General features: G+C 63.3%; 20 protein-coding genes. 11 read left to right on the plus strand and 9 right to left on the minus strand.

Annotated features, from left to right (window positions below):
- The first annotated feature begins 6 nt into the window (after nucleotides 1–6).
- The 8 genes from cmk (at nucleotide 7) to BZG29_RS07705 (ending at nucleotide 7,929) form a co-directional block, all read left to right on the plus strand.
- The gene (cmk, locus tag BZG29_RS07670) at nucleotides 7–675 is read left to right on the plus strand and encodes a (d)CMP kinase (RefSeq protein WP_077400756.1); all 669 of its coding nucleotides are present in this window, start codon (nucleotides 7–9) and stop codon (nucleotides 673–675) included.
- Between the two features lie 151 nt (nucleotides 676–826).
- Nucleotides 827–2,506: a 30S ribosomal protein S1 gene (gene rpsA / locus BZG29_RS07675; protein ID WP_034751798.1), complete on the plus strand. Its 1,680-nt coding sequence runs from the start codon at nucleotides 827–829 to the stop codon at nucleotides 2,504–2,506.
- A gap of 17 nt (nucleotides 2,507–2,523) precedes the next feature.
- A complete protein-coding gene (locus BZG29_RS07680; protein WP_008446215.1) occupies nucleotides 2,524–2,829 on the plus strand; it encodes an integration host factor subunit beta in 306 nt (101 codons plus the stop codon).
- A gap of 242 nt (nucleotides 2,830–3,071) precedes the next feature.
- On the plus strand, nucleotides 3,072–3,374 hold the full coding sequence (locus BZG29_RS07685; protein WP_077400759.1) for a lipopolysaccharide assembly LapA domain-containing protein: 303 nt from the start codon (nucleotides 3,072–3,074) through the stop codon (nucleotides 3,372–3,374).
- Nucleotides 3,375–3,420: 46 nt separating this feature from the next.
- Nucleotides 3,421–4,596 carry a lipopolysaccharide assembly protein LapB gene (gene lapB / locus BZG29_RS07690; protein ID WP_077400762.1) on the plus strand — a complete coding sequence of 392 codons (1,176 nt, stop codon included), beginning with the start codon at nucleotides 3,421–3,423 and terminating at the stop codon, nucleotides 4,594–4,596.
- 139 nt (nucleotides 4,597–4,735) lie between these two features.
- Nucleotides 4,736–6,103 (plus strand): UDP-glucose/GDP-mannose dehydrogenase family protein, encoded by a 1,368-nt coding sequence (locus BZG29_RS07695; RefSeq protein WP_077400765.1) that lies wholly within the window; start codon nucleotides 4,736–4,738, stop codon nucleotides 6,101–6,103.
- Nucleotides 6,100–7,053 (plus strand): D-glycero-beta-D-manno-heptose-7-phosphate kinase, encoded by a 954-nt coding sequence (gene rfaE1 / locus BZG29_RS07700; protein ID WP_077400769.1) that lies wholly within the window; start codon nucleotides 6,100–6,102, stop codon nucleotides 7,051–7,053. Before BZG29_RS07695 ends, rfaE1 begins: the two co-directional genes overlap by 4 nt.
- A gap of 165 nt (nucleotides 7,054–7,218) precedes the next feature.
- Complete coding sequence (locus tag BZG29_RS07705) at nucleotides 7,219–7,929, plus strand: helix-hairpin-helix domain-containing protein (protein ID WP_077400772.1); 711 nt, start codon at nucleotides 7,219–7,221, stop codon at nucleotides 7,927–7,929.
- 93 nt (nucleotides 7,930–8,022) lie between these two features.
- Here the strand turns inward: BZG29_RS07705 and BZG29_RS07710 are convergent, their stop codons facing one another.
- Nucleotides 8,023–9,588, minus strand: a complete 1,566-nt coding sequence (locus BZG29_RS07710; protein WP_077400775.1) for a phospholipase D family protein — start codon at nucleotides 9,586–9,588, stop codon at nucleotides 8,023–8,025.
- A 125-nt stretch (nucleotides 9,589–9,713) separates the two neighbouring features.
- The gene (locus BZG29_RS07715) at nucleotides 9,714–11,483 is read right to left on the minus strand and encodes an FAD-dependent oxidoreductase (protein ID WP_077400778.1); all 1,770 of its coding nucleotides are present in this window, start codon (nucleotides 11,481–11,483) and stop codon (nucleotides 9,714–9,716) included.
- Between the two features lie 252 nt (nucleotides 11,484–11,735).
- Between BZG29_RS07715 and cysM the strand changes: the two genes are divergently transcribed.
- Complete coding sequence (gene cysM / locus BZG29_RS07720; protein ID WP_070289566.1) at nucleotides 11,736–12,638, plus strand: cysteine synthase CysM; 903 nt, start codon at nucleotides 11,736–11,738, stop codon at nucleotides 12,636–12,638.
- A 252-nt stretch (nucleotides 12,639–12,890) separates the two neighbouring features.
- Here cysM and BZG29_RS07725 read toward each other — a convergent pair whose 3' ends face one another.
- The 5 genes from BZG29_RS07725 to BZG29_RS07745 all read right to left on the minus strand — a co-directional run bounded on the left by BZG29_RS07725 (nucleotide 12,891) and on the right by BZG29_RS07745 (nucleotide 18,761).
- Complete coding sequence (locus BZG29_RS07725; RefSeq protein WP_034751784.1) at nucleotides 12,891–13,223, minus strand: hypothetical protein; 333 nt, start codon at nucleotides 13,221–13,223, stop codon at nucleotides 12,891–12,893.
- 438 nt (nucleotides 13,224–13,661) lie between these two features.
- Entirely contained in the window at nucleotides 13,662–14,822 is a 1,161-nt protein-coding gene (gene mltB, locus BZG29_RS07730) for a lytic murein transglycosylase B (protein ID WP_253192816.1), read from the minus strand.
- An 8-nt stretch (nucleotides 14,823–14,830) separates the two neighbouring features.
- A complete protein-coding gene (locus tag BZG29_RS07735) occupies nucleotides 14,831–16,852 on the minus strand; it encodes a DUF3488 and transglutaminase-like domain-containing protein (protein WP_077400784.1) in 2,022 nt (673 codons plus the stop codon).
- Nucleotides 16,849–17,847, minus strand: a complete 999-nt coding sequence (locus BZG29_RS07740) for a DUF58 domain-containing protein (RefSeq protein WP_150130829.1) — start codon at nucleotides 17,845–17,847, stop codon at nucleotides 16,849–16,851. Before BZG29_RS07740 ends, BZG29_RS07735 begins: the two co-directional genes overlap by 4 nt.
- 5 nt (nucleotides 17,848–17,852) lie before the next feature.
- The gene (locus BZG29_RS07745; RefSeq protein ID WP_077400787.1) at nucleotides 17,853–18,761 is read right to left on the minus strand and encodes a MoxR family ATPase; all 909 of its coding nucleotides are present in this window, start codon (nucleotides 18,759–18,761) and stop codon (nucleotides 17,853–17,855) included.
- Nucleotides 18,762–19,005: 244 nt separating this feature from the next.
- On the opposite strand from BZG29_RS07745, the gene BZG29_RS07750 reads away from it, so the two are divergent.
- Nucleotides 19,006–19,932 carry a histone deacetylase family protein gene (locus BZG29_RS07750; RefSeq protein WP_077400790.1) on the plus strand — a complete coding sequence of 309 codons (927 nt, stop codon included), beginning with the start codon at nucleotides 19,006–19,008 and terminating at the stop codon, nucleotides 19,930–19,932.
- A gap of 13 nt (nucleotides 19,933–19,945) precedes the next feature.
- On the opposite strand, the gene BZG29_RS07755 is transcribed toward BZG29_RS07750, so the two are convergent.
- Together BZG29_RS07755 and BZG29_RS07760 are read right to left on the minus strand one after the other, a co-directional pair.
- A complete protein-coding gene (locus BZG29_RS07755) occupies nucleotides 19,946–20,332 on the minus strand; it encodes a hypothetical protein (protein WP_150130830.1) in 387 nt (128 codons plus the stop codon).
- A 168-nt stretch (nucleotides 20,333–20,500) separates the two neighbouring features.
- Nucleotides 20,501–21,298, minus strand: a complete 798-nt coding sequence (locus BZG29_RS07760; RefSeq protein ID WP_077400796.1) for a hypothetical protein — start codon at nucleotides 21,296–21,298, stop codon at nucleotides 20,501–20,503.
- Between the two features lie 227 nt (nucleotides 21,299–21,525).
- On the opposite strand from BZG29_RS07760, the gene ylqF reads away from it, so the two are divergent.
- Nucleotides 21,526–22,446, plus strand: a complete 921-nt coding sequence (ylqF, locus tag BZG29_RS07765) for a ribosome biogenesis GTPase YlqF (RefSeq protein ID WP_253192817.1) — start codon at nucleotides 21,526–21,528, stop codon at nucleotides 22,444–22,446.
- Nucleotides 22,447–22,494: the final 48 nt, after the last annotated feature.

Here is a 22,494-nt window from a genome sequence, read left to right on the forward strand (position 1 = left end):
CATACTATGCCGACCTCCCACATCCCAGTCATCGCCATCGACGGCCCCACCGCTTCCGGCAAGGGGACGGTGGCGCACCGCGTGGCCGACAAGCTGGGCTTTCATTACCTGGACTCGGGCGCGCTGTACCGCCTAACGGCCTTGAGTGCGCTGCGCCGCGGCACGGACTTGCGGGACGAGCACGCGCTGGCCAAGCTGGCCGAACACTTGCCCTGTCATTTTGCGGGCGGCGAGATCCTGCTGGCGCATGAAAATGTCACCGAGCAGATCCGTGCCGAAGAAGTGGGGAATACGGCGTCGAAAATTGCTGTTTTGCCAACTGTTCGCCATGCCTTGGTCGGTTTGCAGCTGGGCTTTCGCAAGACGCCGGGCCTGGTGGCCGACGGGCGCGACATGGGCACGGTGATCTTCCCGCACGCCCCATTGAAGGTGTTCCTGACCGCCAGCGTCGAGGCGCGCGCGCAACGGCGCTACAAGCAATTGATAGACAAGGGTTTTTCTGCTAATATGGAAGACCTTCTGATGGATTTGCAGGCGCGGGACGAACGTGATACTCACCGTGCGATTGCGCCGCTGGTCCCCGCGGAAGGGGCGCATGTCCTCGATACGTCGGCCATGACGGCAGATGATGCCGTTGAAACCGTGTTGAAATGGTATGCAGCTGCAGCAAAATAGCGTGTTGTTGTGCTATGTGGTGCCCGTTGACGGCTCCTGGCCTGTCCGGGTGTGTCAAAAACCTAACCCAGTTTAAGTCGCATCGTGCGATCTCTGCTGGATAACCTGTGTGAACCCTATGTCTACTGTTACAACTAACGAATCTACCGGTATGGAAAGTTTTGCTGCGCTCTTCGAGGAATCGTTGTCGCGTCAAGATATGCGCTCCGGCGAAGTTATTTCCGCTGAAGTCGTGCGCCTCGACCACAATTTCGTGATCGTCAACGCCGGCCTCAAATCCGAAGCATTCATCCCTGTCGAAGAATTCAAGAACGACCACGGCGAACTGGAAGTCAAAGTTGGTGACTTCGTTTCCGTGGCGATCGAATCGCTGGAAAACGGTTTCGGCGATACCATCCTGTCGCGCGACAAAGCCAAGCGTCTGGCTTCGTGGCTGGCTCTGGAAAAAGCGATGGAATCGGGCGAAATCGTCGTCGGTACCGTCAATGGTAAAGTCAAAGGCGGTCTGACCGTGTTGACCAACGGCATCCGCGCATTCCTGCCGGGCTCGCTGGTTGATACCCGTCCTGTCAAAGACACCACCCCATTCGAAGGCAAAACCCTCGAATTCAAAGTGATCAAGCTGGATCGCAAGCGTAACAACGTGGTTCTGTCCCGCCGCGCCGTCATCGAAGCTTCGATGGGCGAAGAGCGTCAGAAACTGATGGAAACGCTGAAAGAAGGCACGGTCGTGACCGGCGTCGTCAAAAATATCACCGACTACGGCGCGTTCGTGGATCTGGGCGGTATCGATGGCCTGCTGCACATCACCGACCTGGCATGGCGCCGTGTACGTCACCCGTCGGAAGTTCTGACGGTTGGCCAGGAAATCACCGCCAAAGTCCTGAAATACGATCAAGAGAAAAACCGTGTTTCGCTGGGCGTGAAACAACTGGGCGACGATCCTTGGACCGGTCTGTCCCGTCGTTACCCACAAAGCACCCGTCTGTTCGGTAAAGTAACGAACCTGACCGACTACGGCGCGTTCGTTGAAGTGGAACAGGGTATCGAAGGTCTGGTACACGTTTCCGAAATGGACTGGACGAACAAAAACGTTGCTCCTAACAAAGTTGTCCAGCTGGGCGACGAAGTAGAAGTGATGGTTCTGGAAATCGACGAAGAGCGTCGTCGTATTTCGCTGGGCATGAAACAGTGCAAAGCCAATCCATGGGATGACTTCGGTGTTACCCATAAGAAAGGTGACAAAGTCCGCGGCGCGATCAAATCGATCACCGACTTCGGCGTGTTCATCGGCCTGGCCGGCAACATCGACGGTCTGGTGCACCTGTCCGACCTGTCCTGGACCGAAACCGGCGAAGAAGCCGTGCGTCGCTTCAAGAAAGGTGACGAACTGGAAGCCATCGTTCTGGCCATCGACGTTGAGCGCGAGCGCGTTTCCCTGGGCGTCAAGCAACTGGAAGGTGACCCATTCAACAACTTCGCAGCCATGAACGACAAAGGCTCGCTGGTAACCGGCACCGTTAAATCGGTTGAGCCTAAAGGCGCCGTGATCCAACTGTCCGAAGAAGTTGAAGGCTACCTGCGCGCTTCCGAAATCTCGCGCGACCGCGTTGAAGATGCTGGTACGCACCTGAAAGTCGGCGACACCGTCGAAGCAATGGTGTTGAACATCGACCGCAAAGCCCGTGGTATCCAACTGTCGATCAAAGCGAAAGACAACGTTGAAACCCAGGAAGCCATGCAGAAGATGGCAGCTACCGACAACAACGCAGCTTCGGGCACCACCAGCCTGGGCGCCTTGTTGAAAGCTAAGTTCGATAACAAGAACTAAGACTGCGGATACGGCAGATGACAAAGTCCGAGCTGATCAACCGCCTTGCTGAGCGTTATTCTCAGCTGGTGGCGAAAGATGCGGAGTATGCCGTCAAGACCATTCTCGATGCGATGACCAACGCCCTGGCGACCGGTCAGCGTATCGAGATCCGCGGTTTTGGCAGTTTTGCCCTGAACAGCAGGCCCCCGCGCATCGGCCGCAACCCGAAGTCCGGCGACAAGGTGATGGTTCCCGAAAAACGGGTACCCCACTTCAAGCCGGGCAAACAGTTGCGCGAGCGGGTGGACGCGATGGTCGGGCAACCGATTATCGAGGATTAATCGTCTGCTGGAAGGCGGAAAATAAAGAGCGGCGTCCTTGGATGCCGCTTTTTTTTGTTAATATGCCGTAGAGCACTAATCAAACCTACTGCGCGTCGCGATTTGCGGCCTGCGATGCTCACCGTACTCAAGCACGGTTGCGCTTCTCGGCCACAACTCACTGCCGCTCGCTACGGTTTGATCAGCACTCTACGTTTGTGCCATGTGGCACGGGCATTTTTTTGTTCTTTCTGGACCTATCGATGAAAATCATCTCCACCATCGTTGGCTGTGTTCTCTTCGTCCTGTTCTTCAGTTTTGCGCTGAAGAATGCGCAGGTTGTCGACCTGCATGTTTTCCTCAATTATGAAATTCGCGGCCCCCTGGTCCTGATGCTGCTGGGCTTTTTTGTCGCCGGCGCCAGCCTGGGTGTACTTGCCCTGACGCCGACCGTGTTCCGTCACCGCCGCGAAGCGAGCAAGCAAAAAACCACCATTGCCGCGCTGCAGACCGTTGGCGTGGCCAGCAATGTCCAGCCGCAACCGGACAGCGTGAGCGCGCAGTAAGCGGCGCCATCGCTCCTATCTCTCTTACTCGAATAAAAACAATCGCATGGATTTTGAACTCTGGTGGCTCTTGGGTATCCCGGTGTTTTTCGCGCTGGGCTGGATTGCCGCGCGTGTTGACATTCATCAACTGGTATCCGAATCGCGCAGCCTGCCGCGCAATTACTTCAAGGGCTTGAATTTCCTGCTCAATGAGCAGCATGACAAGGCCATCGATGCCTTCATCGAAGTCGTCAAGCTGGACCCGGAATCGGCCGATATGCACTTTGCCCTGGGTAACCTGTTCCGCCGCCGCGGCGAGACGGAGCGCGCCATCCGCGTGCACCAGAACTTGCTGGCGCGCCCGGACTTGCCGCTGGAGCAGCAGGGCCATGCCGCCTATGAACTGGGCATGGATTACCTGAAGGCAGGCCTGCTGGACCGCGCCGAGGAAACCTTCAACAGCCTGGTCGACACGCAATATGCGGCCCAGGCACGCCGCGCGCTGCTGGAAATCTATCAGCGCGAAAAGGAATGGCCGCGCGCCATCGAGGCGGCCGTGGGCTTGCAGGAATCGGGCGCCGGCGCGCGCCAGAAGGAAATCGCCCAGTTCTATTGCGAACTGGCGCATGACGCGCTGGTGCACATGAAGCCGGACGAAGCCATGCCGCTGCTGGAAAAGGCCCTGCAGACGGACCGCAAGAGCGTGCGCGCCACCATCCTGACGGGCGACGTGCTGCTGGCGCGCGGCGACGTGGAAGGCGCGCTGACCACCTGGCGCCGCGTGGAGCAGCAAAGCGTGCCGCACGTGGCCCTGGTGGCGCAGCGCTTGATGGATGGTTATACCAAGCTGGGGCGTCCGCAGGAAGGCGTCAACCTGCTGCGCTCCTACCTGGAAGAGGCGTCGTCGATCGACCTGATCGAAGTCGTCTTCAAGGCCGTTATCGAACTCGACGGCGTGGAAGCGGCGAAGCAGCTGGTCAGCGCCGAGCTGCGCCGCACGCCGACCCTGCTGGGCCTGGATAAACTGCTGGAAGCGCGCATGATGGATGCGCCGGCCGCCATCTGGTCGGAGCTGTCGATGGTGAAAAACCTCGTGCACGGCTACACGCAGAAGCTGGCCCGCTACCAGTGCAGCCACTGCGGCTTCAAGGCGCGCCAGTTCTACTGGCATTGTCCGGGCTGCAACAAGTGGGAAACCTATCCGCCGCGCCGCACGGAAGAGCTCAACGTCATGAATTAGTCGTGCCCGCCACAGGGCCCATGGCTGCGTTGCAGCGCCTCGCCGTACTATTCGTACTGTCTTCGGCGCCGCGCCTTGCCCTGAACCCTGTGCTGTGCACTTGCAGGTCAGATATTTATATTACAAATACGGCACAACCATGAAAATCACCATTATCGGCACGGGCTATGTGGGCCTCGTGACCGGCGCCTGCCTGGCGGAGCTGGGCAACGACGTCTTTTGCCTCGACCTGGACGCACAGAAGGTCGCTTTGCTCAACAGCGGCGGCATCCCCATCCATGAACCGGGCCTGGAAGAAGTCGTCGCGCGCAACCGCGCCGCCGGGCGCATGACCTTTTCCACCGACGTCGAGGCTGCCGCCGCGCACGGCGTGATGCAATTTATCGCCGTCGGCACGCCGCCCGATGAAGACGGCTCGGCCGACTTGCAATACGTGCTGGCCGCCGCGCGCGGCATCGGCAAGTACATGACGGACTTCAAGGTCATCGTCGACAAATCGACCGTGCCCGTCGGCACGGCCGAAAAAGTGCGCGCCGCCATCCAGGGCGAACTCGATGCGCGCGGCGTGGCCGCCGCGTTCTCGGTGGCGTCGAATCCGGAATTCCTCAAGGAGGGCGCGGCTGTCGAAGACTTCATGCGCCCGGACCGCATCGTCATCGGCGTCGACGCCACGCCGGACGGCGAACGCGCGCGCGAATTGCTGAAAAGCCTGTACGCGCCGTTCAACCGCAACCACGAACGCACCTACTGGATGGATGTGCGCTCGGCCGAATTCACGAAATATGCGGCCAACGCCATGCTGGCCACGCGCATCTCGTTCATGAATGAATTGGCGAACCTGGCCGACAAGGTGGGCGTCGACATCGAAGCCGTGCGCCACGGCATCGGTTCCGACCCGCGCATCGGCCACAGCTTCCTGTACGCCGGTTGCGGCTACGGCGGTTCCTGCTTCCCGAAAGACGTCCAGGCGCTCGAGCGCACGGCGCGCGGCCACGGCCAGGAATTGCTGATCCTGCGCGCCGTCGAAGCCGTCAATGACCAGCAGAAGCAGGTGCTGGGACGCAAAGTGGTCACTCGCTTCGGCGAAGACCTGACGGGCCGGCATTTCGCCGTGTGGGGCCTGGCCTTCAAGCCGAATACGGACGACATGCGAGAAGCGTCGGCCCGCGTGCTGCTGGCCGACTTGCTGGGACGCGGCGCCACCGTGGCCGTGTACGACCCCGTCGCCATGGCCGAGGCGCGCCGCGTGCTGCAACTGGACTTGACGCCGGAGCAACTGGCGAAGGTGCGCTTTGCCGACAGTCCGAAGGATGCGCTGCAGGACGCCGATGCGCTGGTCATCGTGACGGAATGGAAAGCCTTCCGCAGCCCCGATTTCGAGCAGGTCAAGGCGCGCCTGAAGCAGGCCGTCATCTTTGACGGGCGCAACCTGTTCGAGCCGGCCGTCATGGCCGAGAACGGCATCGAATACCACGGGATCGGTCGCTCGATCCTGACGCGCGCATGAGCGCCCAAGAGGTGGTCGCCTTGACGGCGCCGGCCGCATTGGCCCAGGTACGCCTGCTGGTGGTGGGCGATGTGATGCTGGACCGCTACTGGTTCGGCGACGTCAGCCGCATTTCGCCGGAAGCGCCCGTGCCCATCGTGCGCATCGAGAAGCGCGAGGAACGCCTGGGCGGCGCGGCCAACGTGGCGCGCAACGCGGCCGCGCTGGGCGCGAAGACGAGCTTGCTCGGCGTGGTGGGCGACGACGAGGCCGGCAGCCAGGTCGAGCGCCTGCTCGAGGGCGGCGGCATCCACAGCTATCTGCAGCGCGACGCGGCCATTTCCACCATCATCAAGCTGCGCGTGATCGGCCGCCAGCAGCAGATGCTGCGCATCGATTTCGAGGATGCGCCCAGCGATACGGTGCTGCGCGACAAGCTGGCGCAGTTCAACGCGCTGCTGCCCCATTATGACGTGGTGATCCTGTCCGACTACGCCAAGGGCAGCCTGGTGAACGTGGCCGAGATGATCAAGGCGGCCCGGGCCGCCGGCAAGATCGTCATGGTCGATCCGAAAGGCGATGATTTCAGCCGCTATTCGGGTGCGTCAGTGCTCACTCCGAACAAGTCCGAACTGCGCCGCGTGATCGGCAGCTGGAACACGGAGGAGCAACTCACGGAGCGCGCGCAGCAGATGCGCGCGCAACTGGGCCTGGACGCCTTGCTGCTGACCCGTTCGGAAGAAGGCATGAGCCTGTACACGGCCGACGAGGTGCTGCACATGCCGACCGATGCGCGCGAAGTGTTCGACGTCTCGGGCGCCGGCGACACGGTGATCGCCACCATGGCAGCCATGCTGGGGGCCGGCATGGCCCTGGGCGACGCCGTGCGCACGGCCAACCGCGCCGGCGGCATCGTCGTCGGCAAGCTGGGCACTGCCACCGTCACCCGCGACGAGCTGTTTTCGCAGTAATATGTCATACCGCCTGCGCCGGACCGTTTGATCTGGCGCAGGTTTTCCCGCAGTTCCACAGTCCCATCTTGTCAACCGTATCACGCCACAGCCGTTAATGCCGTTGAGGCGCTGTTCCTCCCTTGCGTTCGAGTCATCTTGAAACCACATCACGGAGAGATACCCATGTTCAAAAAAATACTGCTGGCCATCGCCACCCTGATTGCGACGATGGGCTTTGCCTTTGCCCAGGTCGATGTCAACAAGGCGGACCAGGCGGCACTCGACAGCGTCAAGGGCATCGGCCCCGTCACGTCGAAAGCCATCGTCGATGAACGCGCCAAGGGCGGCGCCTTCAAGGATTGGGCCGATTTCGAAAGCCGCGTAAAAGGCATCGGCCCGAAAAGTTCCGTGAAACTGTCGGAAGCGGGCTTGCAGGTGAATGGCCAGGCCAAGTCCGGCGCGCCAGCGGCGCCCGCTCCGGCGGCGAAAGCTGCCCCGGCAAAAAAGGAAGCTGCTGTGAAGGAAGTTGCAGCGAAAGAAGCCGCACCGAAGCCAGCTGCTGCGACCGACACCGCTGCGGCGCCAGCCAAGTCGGCCGCTGAAGCGAAGAAGGAAGCTGCCGCCGCCAAGAAAGAAGCCAAGGCCGCCGCCGCTGCCGCCAAGAAAGAAGCCGCCGCCGCGAAGGCAGTGCCTGCCGCAGCGCCTGCTCCCGCTGCTGCCGCGGCCGATGCCGCCCCCGTGAAAACGGCTGCCGAAACGAAGAAGGAAGCCGCTGCCGCGAAGAAAGCGGCAACGGCCGCCAAGAAAGAAGCCAAGGCTGCGGAAGCGGCTGCGAAGAAGGAAGCCAAGCTGGCTGCTGCCGACGCGAAGAAAGCGGAAGCCGAGAAAAAGTAAGCGTGTTGCTGTAAGGCGTGTTGCGTGGTGGTGCCGCGCAGCACGAGAAGAAAACCCCGCGCGGTACCGGCCGCGCGGGGTTTTTTTATGCGCCTACAGCTGCGACTCGATCGGCAGCCAGCGCATCACGCACACCAGCATGCGGCGCCAGAAGCCCGTTTCCGGGTCCTGCGTCCACACCTTGGCGGGCTCCTCGGTGGCGTCGGACCAGCGCAGGGCGCCGTTGGCGAGGAACACGCGGTAGCTGGTGTCGCTGGCCGTCGAGTGCAGGAACAGCGCGCGCATATCGGCCGCCAGCGCGGCATCGTCGAACAGCACGCCCATTTCCGTGTTCAGCTGGGCCGAGCGGGGATCGAGGTTGAAGGAGCCGACGAAGCCCCGCTGGCCATCGACCACGACGGCCTTGGTATGCAGGCTGGCGCGGCTCGACCCCATCAGGCTGATGCGCTTGCGGTGCTGGGTCTTCAATTCAAACAGGTCGACGCCGCCGCCCAGCAGCGCCTCGCGGTAGCGCGCATAGCCTGCATGCACGAGGGCCACGTCGGTGGCGGCCAGCGAGTTGGTCAGCACCTGCACCTTGACGCCGGCCGCGACCTTGTCGCCCAGCAGCGTGCTCAGCGCCGTGCCGGGCACGAAGTAGGGCGAAGTCAGCAGCGCTTCCTCGCGCGCGTCCGTCAGCAGCGGCAGCAAGCTGTGCATGAGCCAGTGCTCGCTGCGCTGCAAACTGGCCACGGGCGCGGCTTTTTCCGGCGGGTCCGACAGCACTTGCACGTGCGCGCTCCAGTGCAGGCGCAGGCGGCCATCGAGGTGGGCTTGCAACTGGCCCGCATCGGTCAGCTGCCGCAAGTAAGGCGAGGCACCCAGTTCTCCGGCCAGCGCGTCGAGGCGGGCGCGCACAGCCTGCAGTTCCGGCGCGCCCGCGTTTTTGTCGGCGTGCAGGGCGCGGATGGGGATGACGGCGCGGCTGTTCCAGAAGCGGTCGAAGATATCGCTCGTCTGCTGCACGGCGGGACCCGCCAGCAGCAGGTCGGCATCCTGGAAATTGACTTGCTCGGCGGCATCGAAGTATTCATCGCCGATATTGCGTCCGCCGACGAGGGCGACCCTGCCGTCGACGATCCAGGCCTTGTTGTGCATGCGCCGGTTCAGGCTGACGGCGCGCAAGGCCATTTCCATGGCGCGCAACCAGATGCCGTCGCGATTGCGGCCCGGATTGAAGATGCGCACGTCGATCAACGGGTGGCTGTCGAGCGCGAGGATGGCGGCATCCTGGCCCCGCGCGTTGATATCGTCGAGCAACACGCGCACGCGCACGCCACGGTCGGCCGCGCGCAGCAGTTCGCGCACGAGCAGGCGTCCCGTGACGTCGTTATGCCAGATGTAGTACTGCAGGTCGATGCTGCGGCCCGCTTCGCGCGCGCTCAGGGCGCGCAGGGCGAACGCTTCCAGGTTGTCGTCGATCAGCGCCGTGCCGCTGTGGCCCGGGCGTTGCGCCAGCTGCGGCGCCAGCACGCGGTCGAGCAGGGTGGCGTCCGCCGCCACGGGCAAGGCCATCCCTGGCGCACCCAGCGACCGCTCGGCGAAGCGCCCGTAGCTGTACAGGGCGGCGATGCTGAGCACGGCAAACAGCGTGCCCAGCAGCAATAGTTTGACGAGCATGCGGCGCACCGTCAGCGGACCACGGGCATGCTGCGGCGCGAGAAAAGCCTGGTGGTGTGGGGCATGCGGACTCTTTCAGCTGGATGGCAACAGCCGATTGTAGCAGTTTCTACAATGCACAATTTTCAGGCGGAGCCCGCCGGCAGCCGCGCCAGGAAGCCGTGAATCTGGGAAACGACCGCCGCGCCTTCGCCGACGGCGGCGGCCACGCGCTTGGTCGAGCCGGCCCGCACGTCGCCGATGGCGAACACGCCCGGCACGCTCGTTTCCAGCGCGGCCCGTTCGGGCAAGTCCGATGGCGGGTAGGCTAAATGCGCTGTGTGGCCATGCGCGCGGCATTCGGCGCGCGTGACGTCGAAGCCCGTGCGGATGAAGCCCTGTTCATCGACGGCGACGGCGCAGTCGTGCAGCCAGTCCGTGTTGGGATCGGCGCCGACGAAGAGGAACACGCGGCGCACGGCGCAAGCGGCCTCCTCGCCCGTGCGGTTGTTGCGCCAGCGCACCTCCGTCAAGCCATCGTCGTCGCCTTCGAGGGCGACAATTTCCGTATGCGTGTGCAAGGTGATGTTTGGCGTAGCGGCGATGCGCTCGATCAAATAGCTCGACATGCTGGCCGCCAGCCCCTCGCCGCGGATCACCATGTGGACCTTGGCGGCGTGGACGGAGAGAAACACGGCCGCCTGGCCGGCCGAATTGCCGCCGCCGACTAAAATGATCTCTTCCTGCCGGCACAGCTTGGCTTCGATGGGCGAGGCCCAGTAATACACGCCCCGTCCCTCATACGTTTTCAGGTTGGCCAGCGAGGGGCGGCGGTAGCGCGCGCCGCACGACAGCACCACCGTGCGGGCGCGCACCTGCGTGCCGTCGCACAAGTTGACGCGCAGCGGCCAGGTGTCGCACAGCAGGTTGGCGGCGCTGGCCGGGGTGGCGATTTCGACGCCGAACTTTTGCGCCTGCACATAGGCACGTCCCGCCAGCGCCCGGCCGGAGATGCCGGTGGGAAAGCCCAAATAATTTTCGATGCGCGCGCTGGCGCCCGCCTGGCCGCCATACGCGCGCTGTTCCAGCGCCAGAACCGACAAGCCTTCTGAGGCCGCATACACGGCCGTGGCCAGGCCGGCGGGACCGGCGCCCACCACCAGCACGTCGAAAATCTTGTCGCCGGACAAATCGGGCAGCATGCCCAGGCAGCGTCCCAGTTCCGCATTGCCGGGATTTTTCATGATTTTGCCGTCCGGACAGACCACCAGCGGCCAATCCTGCGGCGTGGGCTGGTAGCGCTGGGCCAGCGCGGCGGCGGCCGCATCGGTGGCCGGATCGAGCACCGTGTGCGGATGGCCATTGCTAGACAGAAAACTTTGCAGGTGGAACAGATTGCCATTGCCGCGCGGCCCCACCAGCACGGGGCCGCCCGAATTCGATTCGATCAGCGCCACGCGGCGCAGGATCAGGGCGCGCACGATGCGTTCGCCCATCTCGGCCTCGGCCACGATCAGCGCGCGCAAGGATTCCGAGCTGATGTCGAGCAATTCCACGGCGCCCACGGCGCTGCCGTTGACGAGGGTAGGGCGGCCGGACAATTGCGCCACCTCGGCAATGAAGTGGCCGACGCCCACTTCGCGCAGCTGCGACGCTTGCCCCAGCACTTCGTGACGCTTGATGCTGACCCGCCCGGACAGTATCACCAGCATGCCGAAGCTGCTGCTGCCCGCCTCGAACAGCGTCTCGCCATCGGCAAAGCGCCGCAGCGTGCCATAGCGCTGCAAGCGCTGCAGTTCGAGCGCAGTGAAGACGGGCGAGATCTGGTGGCTGCGGCCCTGCAAGTCGAGCGTGGCAAACTGGACGGGATCGTCCTGTGTCGTTTCGGGAATGAATTCGGGTGTGCTGCTGGCCATGGCGAGTCCGTTCGGAGGCTGAATAAGCAAATAACAAAAATAACTAACAGTGGCGAGTCTAGCGCATGCGGCGCGCGCCTGCTGCAATCCCCCTTGTGTACGCCCGGAAACGGCAGCGCGGCAGGCGCCATGCGGTATGCGGCGGCGCAGCCGGACGCGCACGCAGGCCCGGATGCCGGCGCCGATGAGCGATACGCCGCCCGGCATCTCATATTAGAATGGGTCTTTGTTGAATCTACTCAAACAGACACGATGGCTTACAAGACACTTGAAGATACGATAGGCAATACCCCGCTGGTGCAGCTGACGCGCTTGCCGGGTGCTGATGCGCTTGCGCGCAACAACGTCATCCTGGGCAAGCTGGAGGGCAATAATCCGGCCGGCTCCGTGAAGGACCGCGCGGCCATGTCCATGCTCAAGCGCGCTGAAGAGCGCGGCGTCATCAAGCCGGGCGATACCTTGATCGAGGCGACCAGCGGCAATACGGGCATCGCCCTGGCCATGGCCGCCGCCTTGCGCGGCTACAAGATGCTGCTCTTGATGCCGGACAATCTCAGCGTGGAGCGCCGCCAGAGCATGGCCGCCTATGGCGCCGACATCTTATTGACGCCGAAGACGGGCGGCATGGAATATGCGCGCGACCTGGCCGAGCAGATGCAGAAGGATGGCCGCGGCGTGATCCTCGACCAGTTCGCCAACGAAGACAATTCGCGCGCCCACTATGAAAGCACTGGACCGGAAATCTGGCGCGATACCAATGGCCAGGTCACGCATTTCGTCAGCGCCATGGGCACGACGGGCACCATCATGGGCGTGTCGCGCTATTTGAAAGAACAGAATCCCGCCATCCAGATCATCGGCGCCCAGCCCGAGGACGGTTCGCAGATTCCCGGCATCCGCAAATGGCCGGAAGCCTATTTGCCGAAAATCTACGACAAGTCGCGCGTGGACCAGGTGGAATACGTGAGCCAGGGCGTGGCCGAACGCATGGCGCGCAGCCTGGCGGCGGAAGAGGGCTTGTTCTGCGGCATCTCGGCCGCCGGCGCGTGCGAAATCGCGCTGCGCATCTCGCAAACGGTGGAAAACGCGACCATCGTGTTCGTCGTCTGCGACCGTGGCGACCGCTACCTGTCGACCGGCGTCTTTCCTGCTTGATAGAGGATGCCCAAGCAAACCTCGCGCGGCGTGCTTTGCGGCCTGCGATGCTCACCGGCTCGGCGCCCCCGTGCTCTAGCACGGTTGCGCTTCATAGCCACAAATCACTGCCGCTCGCTACGGTTTTGTCGGGCGTCGATACAGCTTGGGGAATAATGTAAAACGGGAAATATATCGGCCAGAACGGCCTGAGAACTACCGGAAATACCCCCTCCCCATGGCGGGGAGGGAAAACCTGCGAAACTGGCAGGATCAGCCTTGTGGCGTTTCGCCTTCTTTTGGCTTGAATTGCTTGTCGCTGATGCGGAATTTGTTACGGCGGTCACCCATCAGGTAACGCAGGTCGCGGATGCTCAGGTCGCTGACTTCGTGCATGCGGATCAACAGCGATGCGCCGACCGGCAGGCGGTGGTGGCGGATTTTGCTGATGACCGGTGGCGCTACTTCCAGCGCGCGGGACAGGGCTGCGTCGTTTTTCAGGCGCAGGTTTTCGATCAGGGTATCGAGCAATCTGTTTGGGTTGTATTGAAGCAGATCGTCGGAGTCCGAATCGCTGTTCATATCAATGCCGACTTGGTTTGTCATGATGTTATTGTTCCTTCTGTAGTTGCACTGCAAAGTAAAAAACACTCGGAGCTCGCTCTTGCTGCGTTCATGTTCATTCTTTACTAAAAGGAACGAATTCACACACGGTACGATCCGGGATACAGTTTTTCGTAATATATACACAATTGTACAACAGGATTCAATTTCAGGCCGGAAAGCCTAGCAATCTTGCTTTGTACAAAATAGGTGTTGTCTTGTTGCAACACCTATTTATTCTTTATTATGCTCTATGATAGAACAAAAATTGTACTTTGACAAAAGTTAAGTATAAAACCATTTCCGTATTCCGTGCCGCACAAAGGCTGGCGAGCAAGGCTGGCACATGTTATCGGCCCTACCATAGACTTGTTTTCTGGTCGCTTCAACATCCCTTACGCTTTCTTACAAGTAATATTATAACTTTACACCGACTTTCAGTTAGCGTGCGCGCACTTGACTGATGGCCTTGCCCAAGTCAATCACTGACATGGCATAAAAATAACTTCTGTTGTACTGAGTTATAGCAAAGAAGTTATTGGTTGCCAAGTGATACTCAGTTGCTTCTGAACCATTTTGCAGATCGATCAGGCCGAACAACATGTTCTGCGGCGTGGCCACGACGGTACTCACGCCGGCCTCCTGCAATTCCGCCAGCCGGTACTTGGCCTGCAAGCCCTGGCCGATGAACTTTTCCCAGGCGCGGCTGGCCGAGACGGTGACGGGATAGGTGCTGATGGCCGGATCGTCGCGCCGCCAGCCGTGCTCGACGAGGAAATGCGCGACGCTGCCGATGGCATCGGCCGTGGAATTGCGCAGGTCGATGTGACTATCGCCATCGAAGTCCACCGCATATTTCATGATGCTGCTAGGCATGAACTGGGGCAAGCCGATGGCGCCCGCATACGAGCCGAGCAGGGTCAAGGGATCGATGCCATCCTTGCGCGCATACAGCAGCGCGTTTTCCAGTTCCCCTTTGAAAAACTCCATGCGCGCGGCGCGCGTCGGGCTTTCCGGATAGGAGAACGCCAGGGTGGTCAGCGCGTCGAGCACGCGGAAGCGGCCCGTGTTGCGTCCGTACACAGTTTCCACGCCGATGATGCCGACGATGATTTCGGCCGGCACGCCATACTCGCGTTCGGCGCGCGCCAGCGCGTCCGCGTTCTCTTCCCAGAATTTCACGCCCGCATTGATGCGCACCGGTTCGATGAAACGGGCGCTGTACGCTTGCCAGTTCTTCGGCTTGCCCGGCGGGGCCGGCTTCATTAGTTGCACGGTCGACTCGACATAGCGCACCTTGCCGATCAGGGTATCGAGTTCGGCGCGGTTAAAGCCATGCTTGGCGGCCATGTCGTCGAGGAAGGCGCGTACTTCTTTCCAGTTGGCATAGTCGACAAATTCGCCTTCGAAGTCGAATTTCGCCGGCGTTTTCTTCGCCGCCGGCTTGCCGGCCACCTTCTTGACGGGCTGGGCCTTGGCCGCGCGCACGGCGCGGGCGCGGTCGGCAGCGGAAATATTGCTGTTTTCGCCAGCGTGCGCGGTGGACAGGCACAAAGGAAGGGAGAGGAGCAGGGACAGGGCGGAGGTTTTGATCGGTAACAAGGAGCGTCTCATCGGCATTGGGTTAACAGGCGGCGCAAGCTGCGCCGCGCGCGGAGTTGTTCGTCTGGGTTGGCATTACCATACTTCATCGCGGCATAGATTGCCAGAAACTGTGCGATGGCGGCGTGCGCCTCTTGTGTGGCCTTGCCTGCGGCCAACCGCGCAGCATAACCGTGCGGGCCTTCGTGCGGCGCACGGCTGTAGCCGCGCCGCGCCTGCTGGCGACAAAACTGTGCGTACAGGGCGTCGAGCGGATCGCCTTGCCGTGCCTGCCGCCACCAGACCAGTGCGCCTGCCAAGGCGGACAGCAGGGCCAGCACGGCGCAAGCGGCTGCCAGTTTTTTCGCTGGCAAGTTTTTCAAGCCATCGAGCATGGCGCGCCGGCGTTGCGGCGTGGTGTCGAGCACCCAGCTGCTCCAGGCTTGCTCGGCCTGCTGCCATTGCTGGCGCCAGGCGGCAAGCGCTCCGTGCGCACCGCCATCGAGGCCGGCCAGGGCGCGCCATGCCGTCAGCGGCGACGGGACCGGCGGCAGGGCGGCATCGAGGTTGCGCTCCGTGCGCAGGGGCGCGATGGCGCTGGTGGGATCGACGCGCACCCAGCCCCGGCCCGCCAGCCACACTTCGCTCCAGGCGTGGGCGTCGGACTGGCGCACGCTCAGGCTGGCTCCATCACTGTTGCGTGCGCCGCCCTGATAACCGGTGACGACGCGCGCGGGTATGCCCATTGCGCGCATCAGCACGACGAAGCTGCCCGCGTAATGTTCGCAAAAGCCCGCCTGCGTAGTAAACAGGAAGTCGTCGACGCCATGCTGGCCCAGCAGCGGCGGCTGCAGGGTGTAGCGGAAGGGCGCGCGGCGGAAGTGTTCAAGCACGGCGGCGATGGCGTCGGCAGGGGCCAGCATCTGCGCGCCGCTGCCGCGCAGGGCGCGTGCCCAGGCCACGCTGCGCGGATTGCTGCCTGCCGGCAAGGCCAGCCAGGGTTGCTGCTGGGCAAAAGACAAGCCTGCCTGCAGGCGGTAGCGGGGTTGGGAACTGACGTGGTAACGCACGGTCGAAGTAATAGGCTGTATGGTCAGCACTTCCAGCGCGGACGAGACGACATACGGATTGCCGGGCAAGTGCTCGATGCTGCGCGGCACATCGAGCGCGAAGATGCGCCGCTGGCCGCTCGCCTGCAAGGTCACTTCATATTGGCTGGGCCGGCCTTCCAGCGCGATGTCGATGCGGTTGTCGCCGGCAGGCGCGCGCCCCTTCGCGCCCCGGCGCGTCCAGGTGGCGCCGTCGAAGTCGACCAGCACCACGCCGCGCCAATACAGCTGGTCTTGCGGCGGGAGCGGCGTGTTGAAACGGGCTGTGAAGACGGGTTCGCTTGACAGGGCCAGCGAGGCGATGGCGCCCGGCTGCATGCTGTCGGATAAGCCCATGCGCGCCTGCGTGCCTTCAGGAGCCGCGCCCCACAGGGGGCCTTCGACGCGTGGCACGGCAAGAAACATCACGGCCGACAGGGGAATGGCCAGCGCCAGCATGCGCCCCAGCAAGCCGAGTCTGTGCGCCAGGCGCGGTTGCACGGCGCCATACTGGGACGACAGCAGGCCGGCCAGCAGGACGATGACGGTGGCCAGCATCCAGGCGGCGCTGACGATGCCTTGCGCATGAAAGAAGTTCGCCAACAGGAGGAAAAAACTGAGGAAGACGAAGACAAAGATGTCGCGCCGGCCATGCATTTCCAGCGATTTCAAGGCCAGCAGCAGGGCCAGTATGGCCACGCCCGCATCGCGTCCCAGCACGGTGCCGTAGCTGGCGTAGACGGCGGCGATGCCGAGCAAGGCCAGCGGCGCGAGCACGGCCAGCTGCGGCTGGCGCCGGCCCCGCACGGTGATGAAGGCGCGCCACAGCAGGGGTGCGGCGGCGGCGGCCGACAGCCATGGGGGCAGGTGCAGCGCGTGCGGCGCCAGCACCATGGCGGCGGCCAGCAACAGCAGCAGGATGTCGGCCTTGTCGCGCGGCAAGTTGGCTAGCCATTGCCTCATGGCATGGCCTCGTCGTGTGGCAAATCGTGCAGGGTCAGCGCGCGCAGGCAGGCGTCGCGCTGGCTGGCGCCCAGGGCCGGCGCCACGGTCAGCGTGCCCAGGCGCAAGCCGTATGGCAGGCCCGTGCGTTCCGCCTGCAGCACCCAGGCGGCCAGGCGCGACAATCGCGCTTCCGGCGCCAGCGCGTGCAGGGCGGCGTGCTCGAGCATGATGCTGCCATGGGCTGCGCCCGCCTGCGCGTCGGCGGCTGGCTGGAATTGCTTGCTGAATAAATGCTCGCCGTCATGGCGGGCGATCTGGCGCCAGGCCAGGCGCCGCAACGGATCGCCCGGTTGGTAGGCGCGCACGCCCGCCAGTTCCACTGCCAGTTCCAGGGCGCCATCGGACGTGTGTGGCGGTGCTTTCTGCCGTGTCTGCTGTACCGTGCCGGCCGGCAAGGGCAGCGGCGGCGCGTTGTGCTCGGGTTGCGGATACGCGAGCACGCGCGCCTCGGGCTGCCAATGGCACCAGGCGATAAACAGGCCCAGCGGGAAACTGCCGGACAGGCGCACCGACGGGGCAATTACCCATCCACGTTGCCGCGCCGCAACGACGATGCTGGCGGTCGTTTCGCCATGGGCGGCGATGTCGACCGGGCCGGGCGCCGCCGCCGAATCGCGCATGGTCAGGTGGATCGCATGGCGCGGGCGGGCGCTGCGGTTGATCAGGCGCAAGGTGAACGTGGCCTGGCTGCCCGCGAACACGGGATTGCCCGGCGTGGCGGCCAGCGCCAGACCCGCCAGGTTACGGCTGGCAAACAGCATGTCGGCGATGGCGCAGGCGGCCGCGAAGTACGTGAGCGCGTAGCCCAGGCCCAGGCGGTAATTGACGGCGGCGATCCACAGCGCCAGCAGCAGCGCGGCAAACGCCAGGCCCGCGCGCGAGGGACGGATGTGCACGCGCTGCGCGCCCAGCCAGGGGCGCGCCGGCAGCCAGCGGATGGTGCGCAGGCGCACGGCTGTCAGACGGGTGTCGCCAGCAGCAATTGCTGCAGCAGCACGCGGCTGTCCGTGGCCCCTTGCGCGGCGTGCAGGCGGTGGGCGCAGACGGGAATGAGTACGGCTTGCACATCGTCGGGCGTGACGTGGTCGCGTCCGGCCAGGGCGGCCCAGGCGCGCGCCGCCTGCAGCAAGGCCAGCGCGGCGCGCGGGCTCAGGCCATCGGCAAACATGCCCGGCACGCGGGTGGCATGCACGAGGGACAGCACGTAGTCGACGACGGCAGGTGATGCGTGGATGGCGCGCAGGCCCGCTTGCGCCTGCAGCAATTCTTCTGCGTTCATGACGGCCGGCAAGGTTTGCAGCATGGCGCGGCGGTCGGCGCCCAGCAGCAGTTCCCGTTCGGCGGCCGCATCGGGGTAGCCCAGGGTGACGCACATGAGAAAACGGTCCAGCTGCGATTCGGGCAGGGGGAAGGTGCCCAGCTGGTGCGCGCAGTTTTGCGTGGCGATGACGAAAAACGGTTGCGGCAGCGCGCGCGTGACGCCATCGAGCGTCACTTGCCGCTCTTCCATCGCTTCCAGCAAGCCCGATTGCGTCTTCGGCGTGGCGCGGTTGATCTCGTCGGCCAGCAGCACCTGGGTAAACAGGGGGCCTGGATGAAAGATGAAACTGCCACTGCCCCGGTCATACACGCTCATGCCGGCCACGTCGGCGGGCAGCAGGTCGCTGGTAAATTGCTGGCGCTTCCATTGCAGGCCCAGCGAGATGGCCAGCGCATGCGCCAGGGTCGTCTTGCCCACGCCGGGCACGTCCTCGATCAGCAGGTGGCCGCCCGCCAGCACGCAGGCGAGGGTCTGGCGGATCTGCAAGTGTTTGCCGACGAGAACTTCGCCGATCTGCTGTGCTGCCTGGTGTATTTTCGAAAACATGCTATTTCTATCACAGTAAGACGGATTATTTAATTTACAATCGCTTTGGCCAGGTCAAACGGCGCCGCCCGTCACCTGCGCGCTCGTGGTAGATTAGAGTGACAGCAAAGGCGGCAAGGGCGGCACAGACCAGCCAGTGATTTTATGCGAGAACGCGCCAGGCAGGCAGGAATGCTCTGCAGTGATTCCGGCATGCGTTCCCGGTATGGATAGAGAGCAGAGACAGAGGTAACCAGTACAGCGCATGAGCACAGCCATTTATACCCATCCCGATTGCCAGCGCCACGAAATGGGCGACTGGCATCCCGAATCGCCGGCCCGCTTGCAGGCCATCAACGATCAATTGATCCTGGCGCACATCAGCGACCTGGTTGAGCACCGCGACGGCGTGCGCGCGCAATTGTCCGATATCGAGCGCAACCATAGCGCCACGGCCATCGGCCTGGTGCGCGACAACGTGCCGCCGGCGGGCGACTATTACCCGCTCGACGGCGACACCCTGCTCAACGCGCACAGCTACGATGCGGCGCTGGCCGCCGCTGGCTCGGCCGTGGCCGCCACGGACGCCGTCATCGACGGCGAAATCAGCAACGCCTTTTGCGCGATCCGTCCGCCCGGCCACCATGCGCGGCCCAGCGAGCCCATGGGTTTTTGCCTGTTCAACAATATCGCCATCGCCGCCAAGCATGCGCTCGACGTGCGCGGGCTCGAACGCGTCGCCATCGTCGACTTTGACGTGCATCATGGCAATGGCACGGCCGAATCCGTGGCAAACGATCCGCGCATCCTGATGGTCAGCTTTTTCCAGCACCCGTTCTATCCGTACAGCGACGTGGAATCGTACACGGACACGCGCGTCAACGTGCCCGTGCCGGCCCGCTCGAAAGGCGACGCCGTGCGCCAGCTGGTGCTCGACCACTGGCTGCCCGCGCTGCACCGGCAGCAGCCGCAGATGATTTTCATTTCCGCCGGTTTCGACGCCCACCGCGAAGACGACGTGGGCGGCATGGGCCTGGTGGAGGCAGACTATACGTGGATGACGCAGCAAATGATGGCCGTGGCCAATCAGTATGGCAAGGGCCGCATCGTCAGCTGCCTAGAAGGGGGCTACAACCTGTCGTCGCTGGGCCGCAGCGTGGCCGCGCACGTCAAGGCGCTGGCGGAGCTGTAAGGGGGGGCTTGAACTACAGCAGGCTGGGGCGGCTGCGGGAATTCGTGTGGCGGTGCGTCTGGTAGTCGAGCGCGTCGCCGGCCATGAAGCGGCGCCAGGCTTGCGTGTAGACGAGCGATGATTTATCCGCGTCAAAACTGTCGAGCTGCAACATGTCGCGGTGGTGCTTGATTTCATTGACCAATTGGTCATACAGCACTTGCAAGCCATAGCTGTCGGCGCTCTGGCGCTTCAGGCGCTCTTCCAGCTGCGCCACTTGCCCCTGCAATTGCCGGCATTCCTTCTTCCACTGCAACAGGCTGCCATTGCGCGGCACGCGCTTGGCCGCCGCCTTGGCCGGGCGCGCGCTGCCACGTTCGCATTCCACGTGTGCCGCTGGCGCCGTGCCAGTGTGTTCCATCACCATATCGAGCTATCCCTATCGCCTATCTCCCTGCACCCGGCGCTAGCCAGTCTGGAAAATAATTGCTTTTCATTTAAGAGGCGATATTAGAACATACTTCTTTATTTCTTTCAGTAAATATAAGAATCCATGTGGAAATATTTGACCTGCTGCGCGGGCGGCTCCTTACTGGCGCTGCGCTGCCTGCGAGGGCGCTGCCGGGGCGGCTCCCGCCATTTTCCCGTCGTCGGCGTAGGTCAGGGTCAGCAGGGTATTGTCGTCCCAGTTCAGGTCATGCAGCGGCGGCACGAAGCGCTGCCGGTCTTGCGTGACGCGGATGTCCAGCGTGCGCTCGCCCGAGCGCGCCTGCACGGCAAGCAGCTTGTGCAGCACGGGAAACGGCACGTGGATCAGCGACGAGTGGCATGGCCCGCCTGCCAGGCGGAACAGGTTGCGCCGGACAAAGGACAACTCATCCTGCTCGACGGCCCAGCGGATTTCGCATTCCAGGCGCAAGTCGCCCAGGCGGCGCACGTTCTGGGGCAGGCCCGGCGTGTGGATGTCGGCGCGCCAGCGCAAGGTGTCGCGCTTCTTGTTGCTGACCAGGTCGGCATTCGCATCGTAGGCGGTCTTGTCGCGCGACAAGGTGAAGCCGCCGTCCGCCGCCAGCGGCACGGGGATCGACAGGTTGTCGGCCGACAGGTGCAGTGTCACGCCGTCGAGCCTGGCCTGCGGCGTGGCGGGAATCAGCATGAAGCGCAGCGGGGCGCCCGGCGCCAGGCGCTGGTGGTCGGCATACGCATCGAGTCCCTTGAGCATGGTGCGGTAGGGGCGCAGGTCGGGATCGCGCGTGCTTTGCACGTCGACAATCTGCTGCATTTCCTGGCTTGCCGCGTCGCCCGGCGTTGCCGCTTGTTCCTGGGCCATGGCGGGCAGCAGGCTGGCATAAAGGGAGGCGAGGAGGCAAAAGCGGGGAAAGTGCATGGATTGCGTGCCAGGTTAAGCTTGCGATGGGAAACCGTCCAGGCTGGACGGACTGCGAATCTTATCATTCATGTAACTGCCAAATTATCACCAATTGTCTCGTTCGTGTCGCACGGCTGGCGTTGGCGGCGGAAAATGGGACGTCGTGGCGGCAACCACGTAAAATAGCGGATTGACCGAACGATTTTGAAAGCAAGAGCATGGCGATACAATGGTACCCAGGACACATGAACGCGGCCCGCAAGAAAGCGGCCGAGACCATGGAAAACACCGATCTGGTGATTGAAGTGGTGGACGCGCGCCTGCCGGCAGCCAGCTGCAATCCCATGGTGGACGAGCTGCGCCTGTTCCGCCAGCGCCCTTGCCTGAAAATCCTCAACAAGACCGACCTGGCCGATCCTGCCGCCACCGCCGCCTGGGTGGCCTATTTCAATGCCCAGGAAGGCGTGACCGCGTATGCGATGACGACCAAGAAGCCGGGCGACGTGGCGCGCATCCCGGAACTGGCGAAATCGCTGGCGCCGCATCGCGGCGTGCCGACGAAGCCGCTGCGCATCATGATCATGGGCATCCCCAACGTGGGCAAGTCGACCCTGATGAACGCGCTGCTGAAAAAGCGCGTGGCCAAGGTGGGCGACGAGCCGGCCGTGACCAAGATGCAGCAAAAGTTGTACCTGGACAAGAACACCATCCTCGTCGACACGCCCGGCATGCTGTGGCCGAAGATCGCCATCCCCAGCGACGGCCTGATGCTGGCGGCCAGCCACGCCATCGGCTCGAACGCGCTGATCGAAGAGGAAGTGGCCGTGTTCCTGGCCGAGGAATTGCTCAAGCGCTATCCGGACTTGCTGGCGGCCCGCTACGGCACCAAGGTCGAGGAAGTCGACGCCATCGGCGTGGTCGAAGGCATCGCCGCCAAGCGCGGCTTCCGCATCAAGGGCGGCGACTACGATTTCGAGAAAGCCTCGCACACCCTGCTGCTCGACTACCGCAGCGGCATCCTCGGACGCATTTCGCTGGAAACGCCGGACACGCGCGCGGCCCTGCTGGCCCAGCACGCGGCCGAGATGGCGGAAAAAGCGGCCAAGGCGGCGGAAATCGCGGCCGAGAAGGCCAGGAATGCGGCGCGCGGCAAGCGCGGCACGTAATTCACGGCCGCCAATTTACCCCAAAGCAAATTCTGGGGTCAGACCCCC

Origin of the sequence: Janthinobacterium sp. LM6 (genome assembly GCF_002002885.1) — a bacterium.
GTDB classification, from domain to species: domain Bacteria; phylum Pseudomonadota; class Gammaproteobacteria; order Burkholderiales; family Burkholderiaceae_D; genus Janthinobacterium; species Janthinobacterium kumbetense.

Coding starts and splice junctions, on each gene's coding strand:
- BZG29_RS07695 (WP_077400765.1), top strand. CDS start 4,736: ATGAAAATCACCATTATCGGCACGGGCTATGTGGGCCTCGTGACCGGC.
- BZG29_RS07710 (WP_077400775.1), bottom strand. CDS start 9,588: ATGCTCGTCAAACTATTGCTGCTGGGCACGCTGTTTGCCGTGCTCAGC.
- BZG29_RS07755 (WP_150130830.1), bottom strand. CDS start 20,332: ATGGAACACACTGGCACGGCGCCAGCGGCACACGTGGAATGCGAACGT.
- BZG29_RS07715 (WP_077400778.1), bottom strand. CDS start 11,483: ATGGCCAGCAGCACACCCGAATTCATTCCCGAAACGACACAGGACGAT.
- BZG29_RS07685 (WP_077400759.1), top strand. CDS start 3,072: ATGAAAATCATCTCCACCATCGTTGGCTGTGTTCTCTTCGTCCTGTTC.
- cmk (WP_077400756.1), top strand. CDS start 7: ATGCCGACCTCCCACATCCCAGTCATCGCCATCGACGGCCCCACCGCT.
- BZG29_RS07750 (WP_077400790.1), top strand. CDS start 19,006: ATGAGCACAGCCATTTATACCCATCCCGATTGCCAGCGCCACGAAATG.
- BZG29_RS07725 (WP_034751784.1), bottom strand. CDS start 13,223: ATGACAAACCAAGTCGGCATTGATATGAACAGCGATTCGGACTCCGAC.
- BZG29_RS07745 (WP_077400787.1), bottom strand. CDS start 18,761: ATGTTTTCGAAAATACACCAGGCAGCACAGCAGATCGGCGAAGTTCTC.
- cysM (WP_070289566.1), top strand. CDS start 11,736: ATGGCTTACAAGACACTTGAAGATACGATAGGCAATACCCCGCTGGTG.
- BZG29_RS07705 (WP_077400772.1), top strand. CDS start 7,219: ATGTTCAAAAAAATACTGCTGGCCATCGCCACCCTGATTGCGACGATG.
- BZG29_RS07680 (WP_008446215.1), top strand. CDS start 2,524: ATGACAAAGTCCGAGCTGATCAACCGCCTTGCTGAGCGTTATTCTCAG.
- BZG29_RS07735 (WP_077400784.1), bottom strand. CDS start 16,852: ATGAGGCAATGGCTAGCCAACTTGCCGCGCGACAAGGCCGACATCCTG.
- lapB (WP_077400762.1), top strand. CDS start 3,421: ATGGATTTTGAACTCTGGTGGCTCTTGGGTATCCCGGTGTTTTTCGCG.
- ylqF (WP_253192817.1), top strand. CDS start 21,526: ATGAACGCGGCCCGCAAGAAAGCGGCCGAGACCATGGAAAACACCGAT.
- rpsA (WP_034751798.1), top strand. CDS start 827: ATGGAAAGTTTTGCTGCGCTCTTCGAGGAATCGTTGTCGCGTCAAGAT.
- BZG29_RS07760 (WP_077400796.1), bottom strand. CDS start 21,298: ATGCACTTTCCCCGCTTTTGCCTCCTCGCCTCCCTTTATGCCAGCCTG.
- rfaE1 (WP_077400769.1), top strand. CDS start 6,100: ATGAGCGCCCAAGAGGTGGTCGCCTTGACGGCGCCGGCCGCATTGGCC.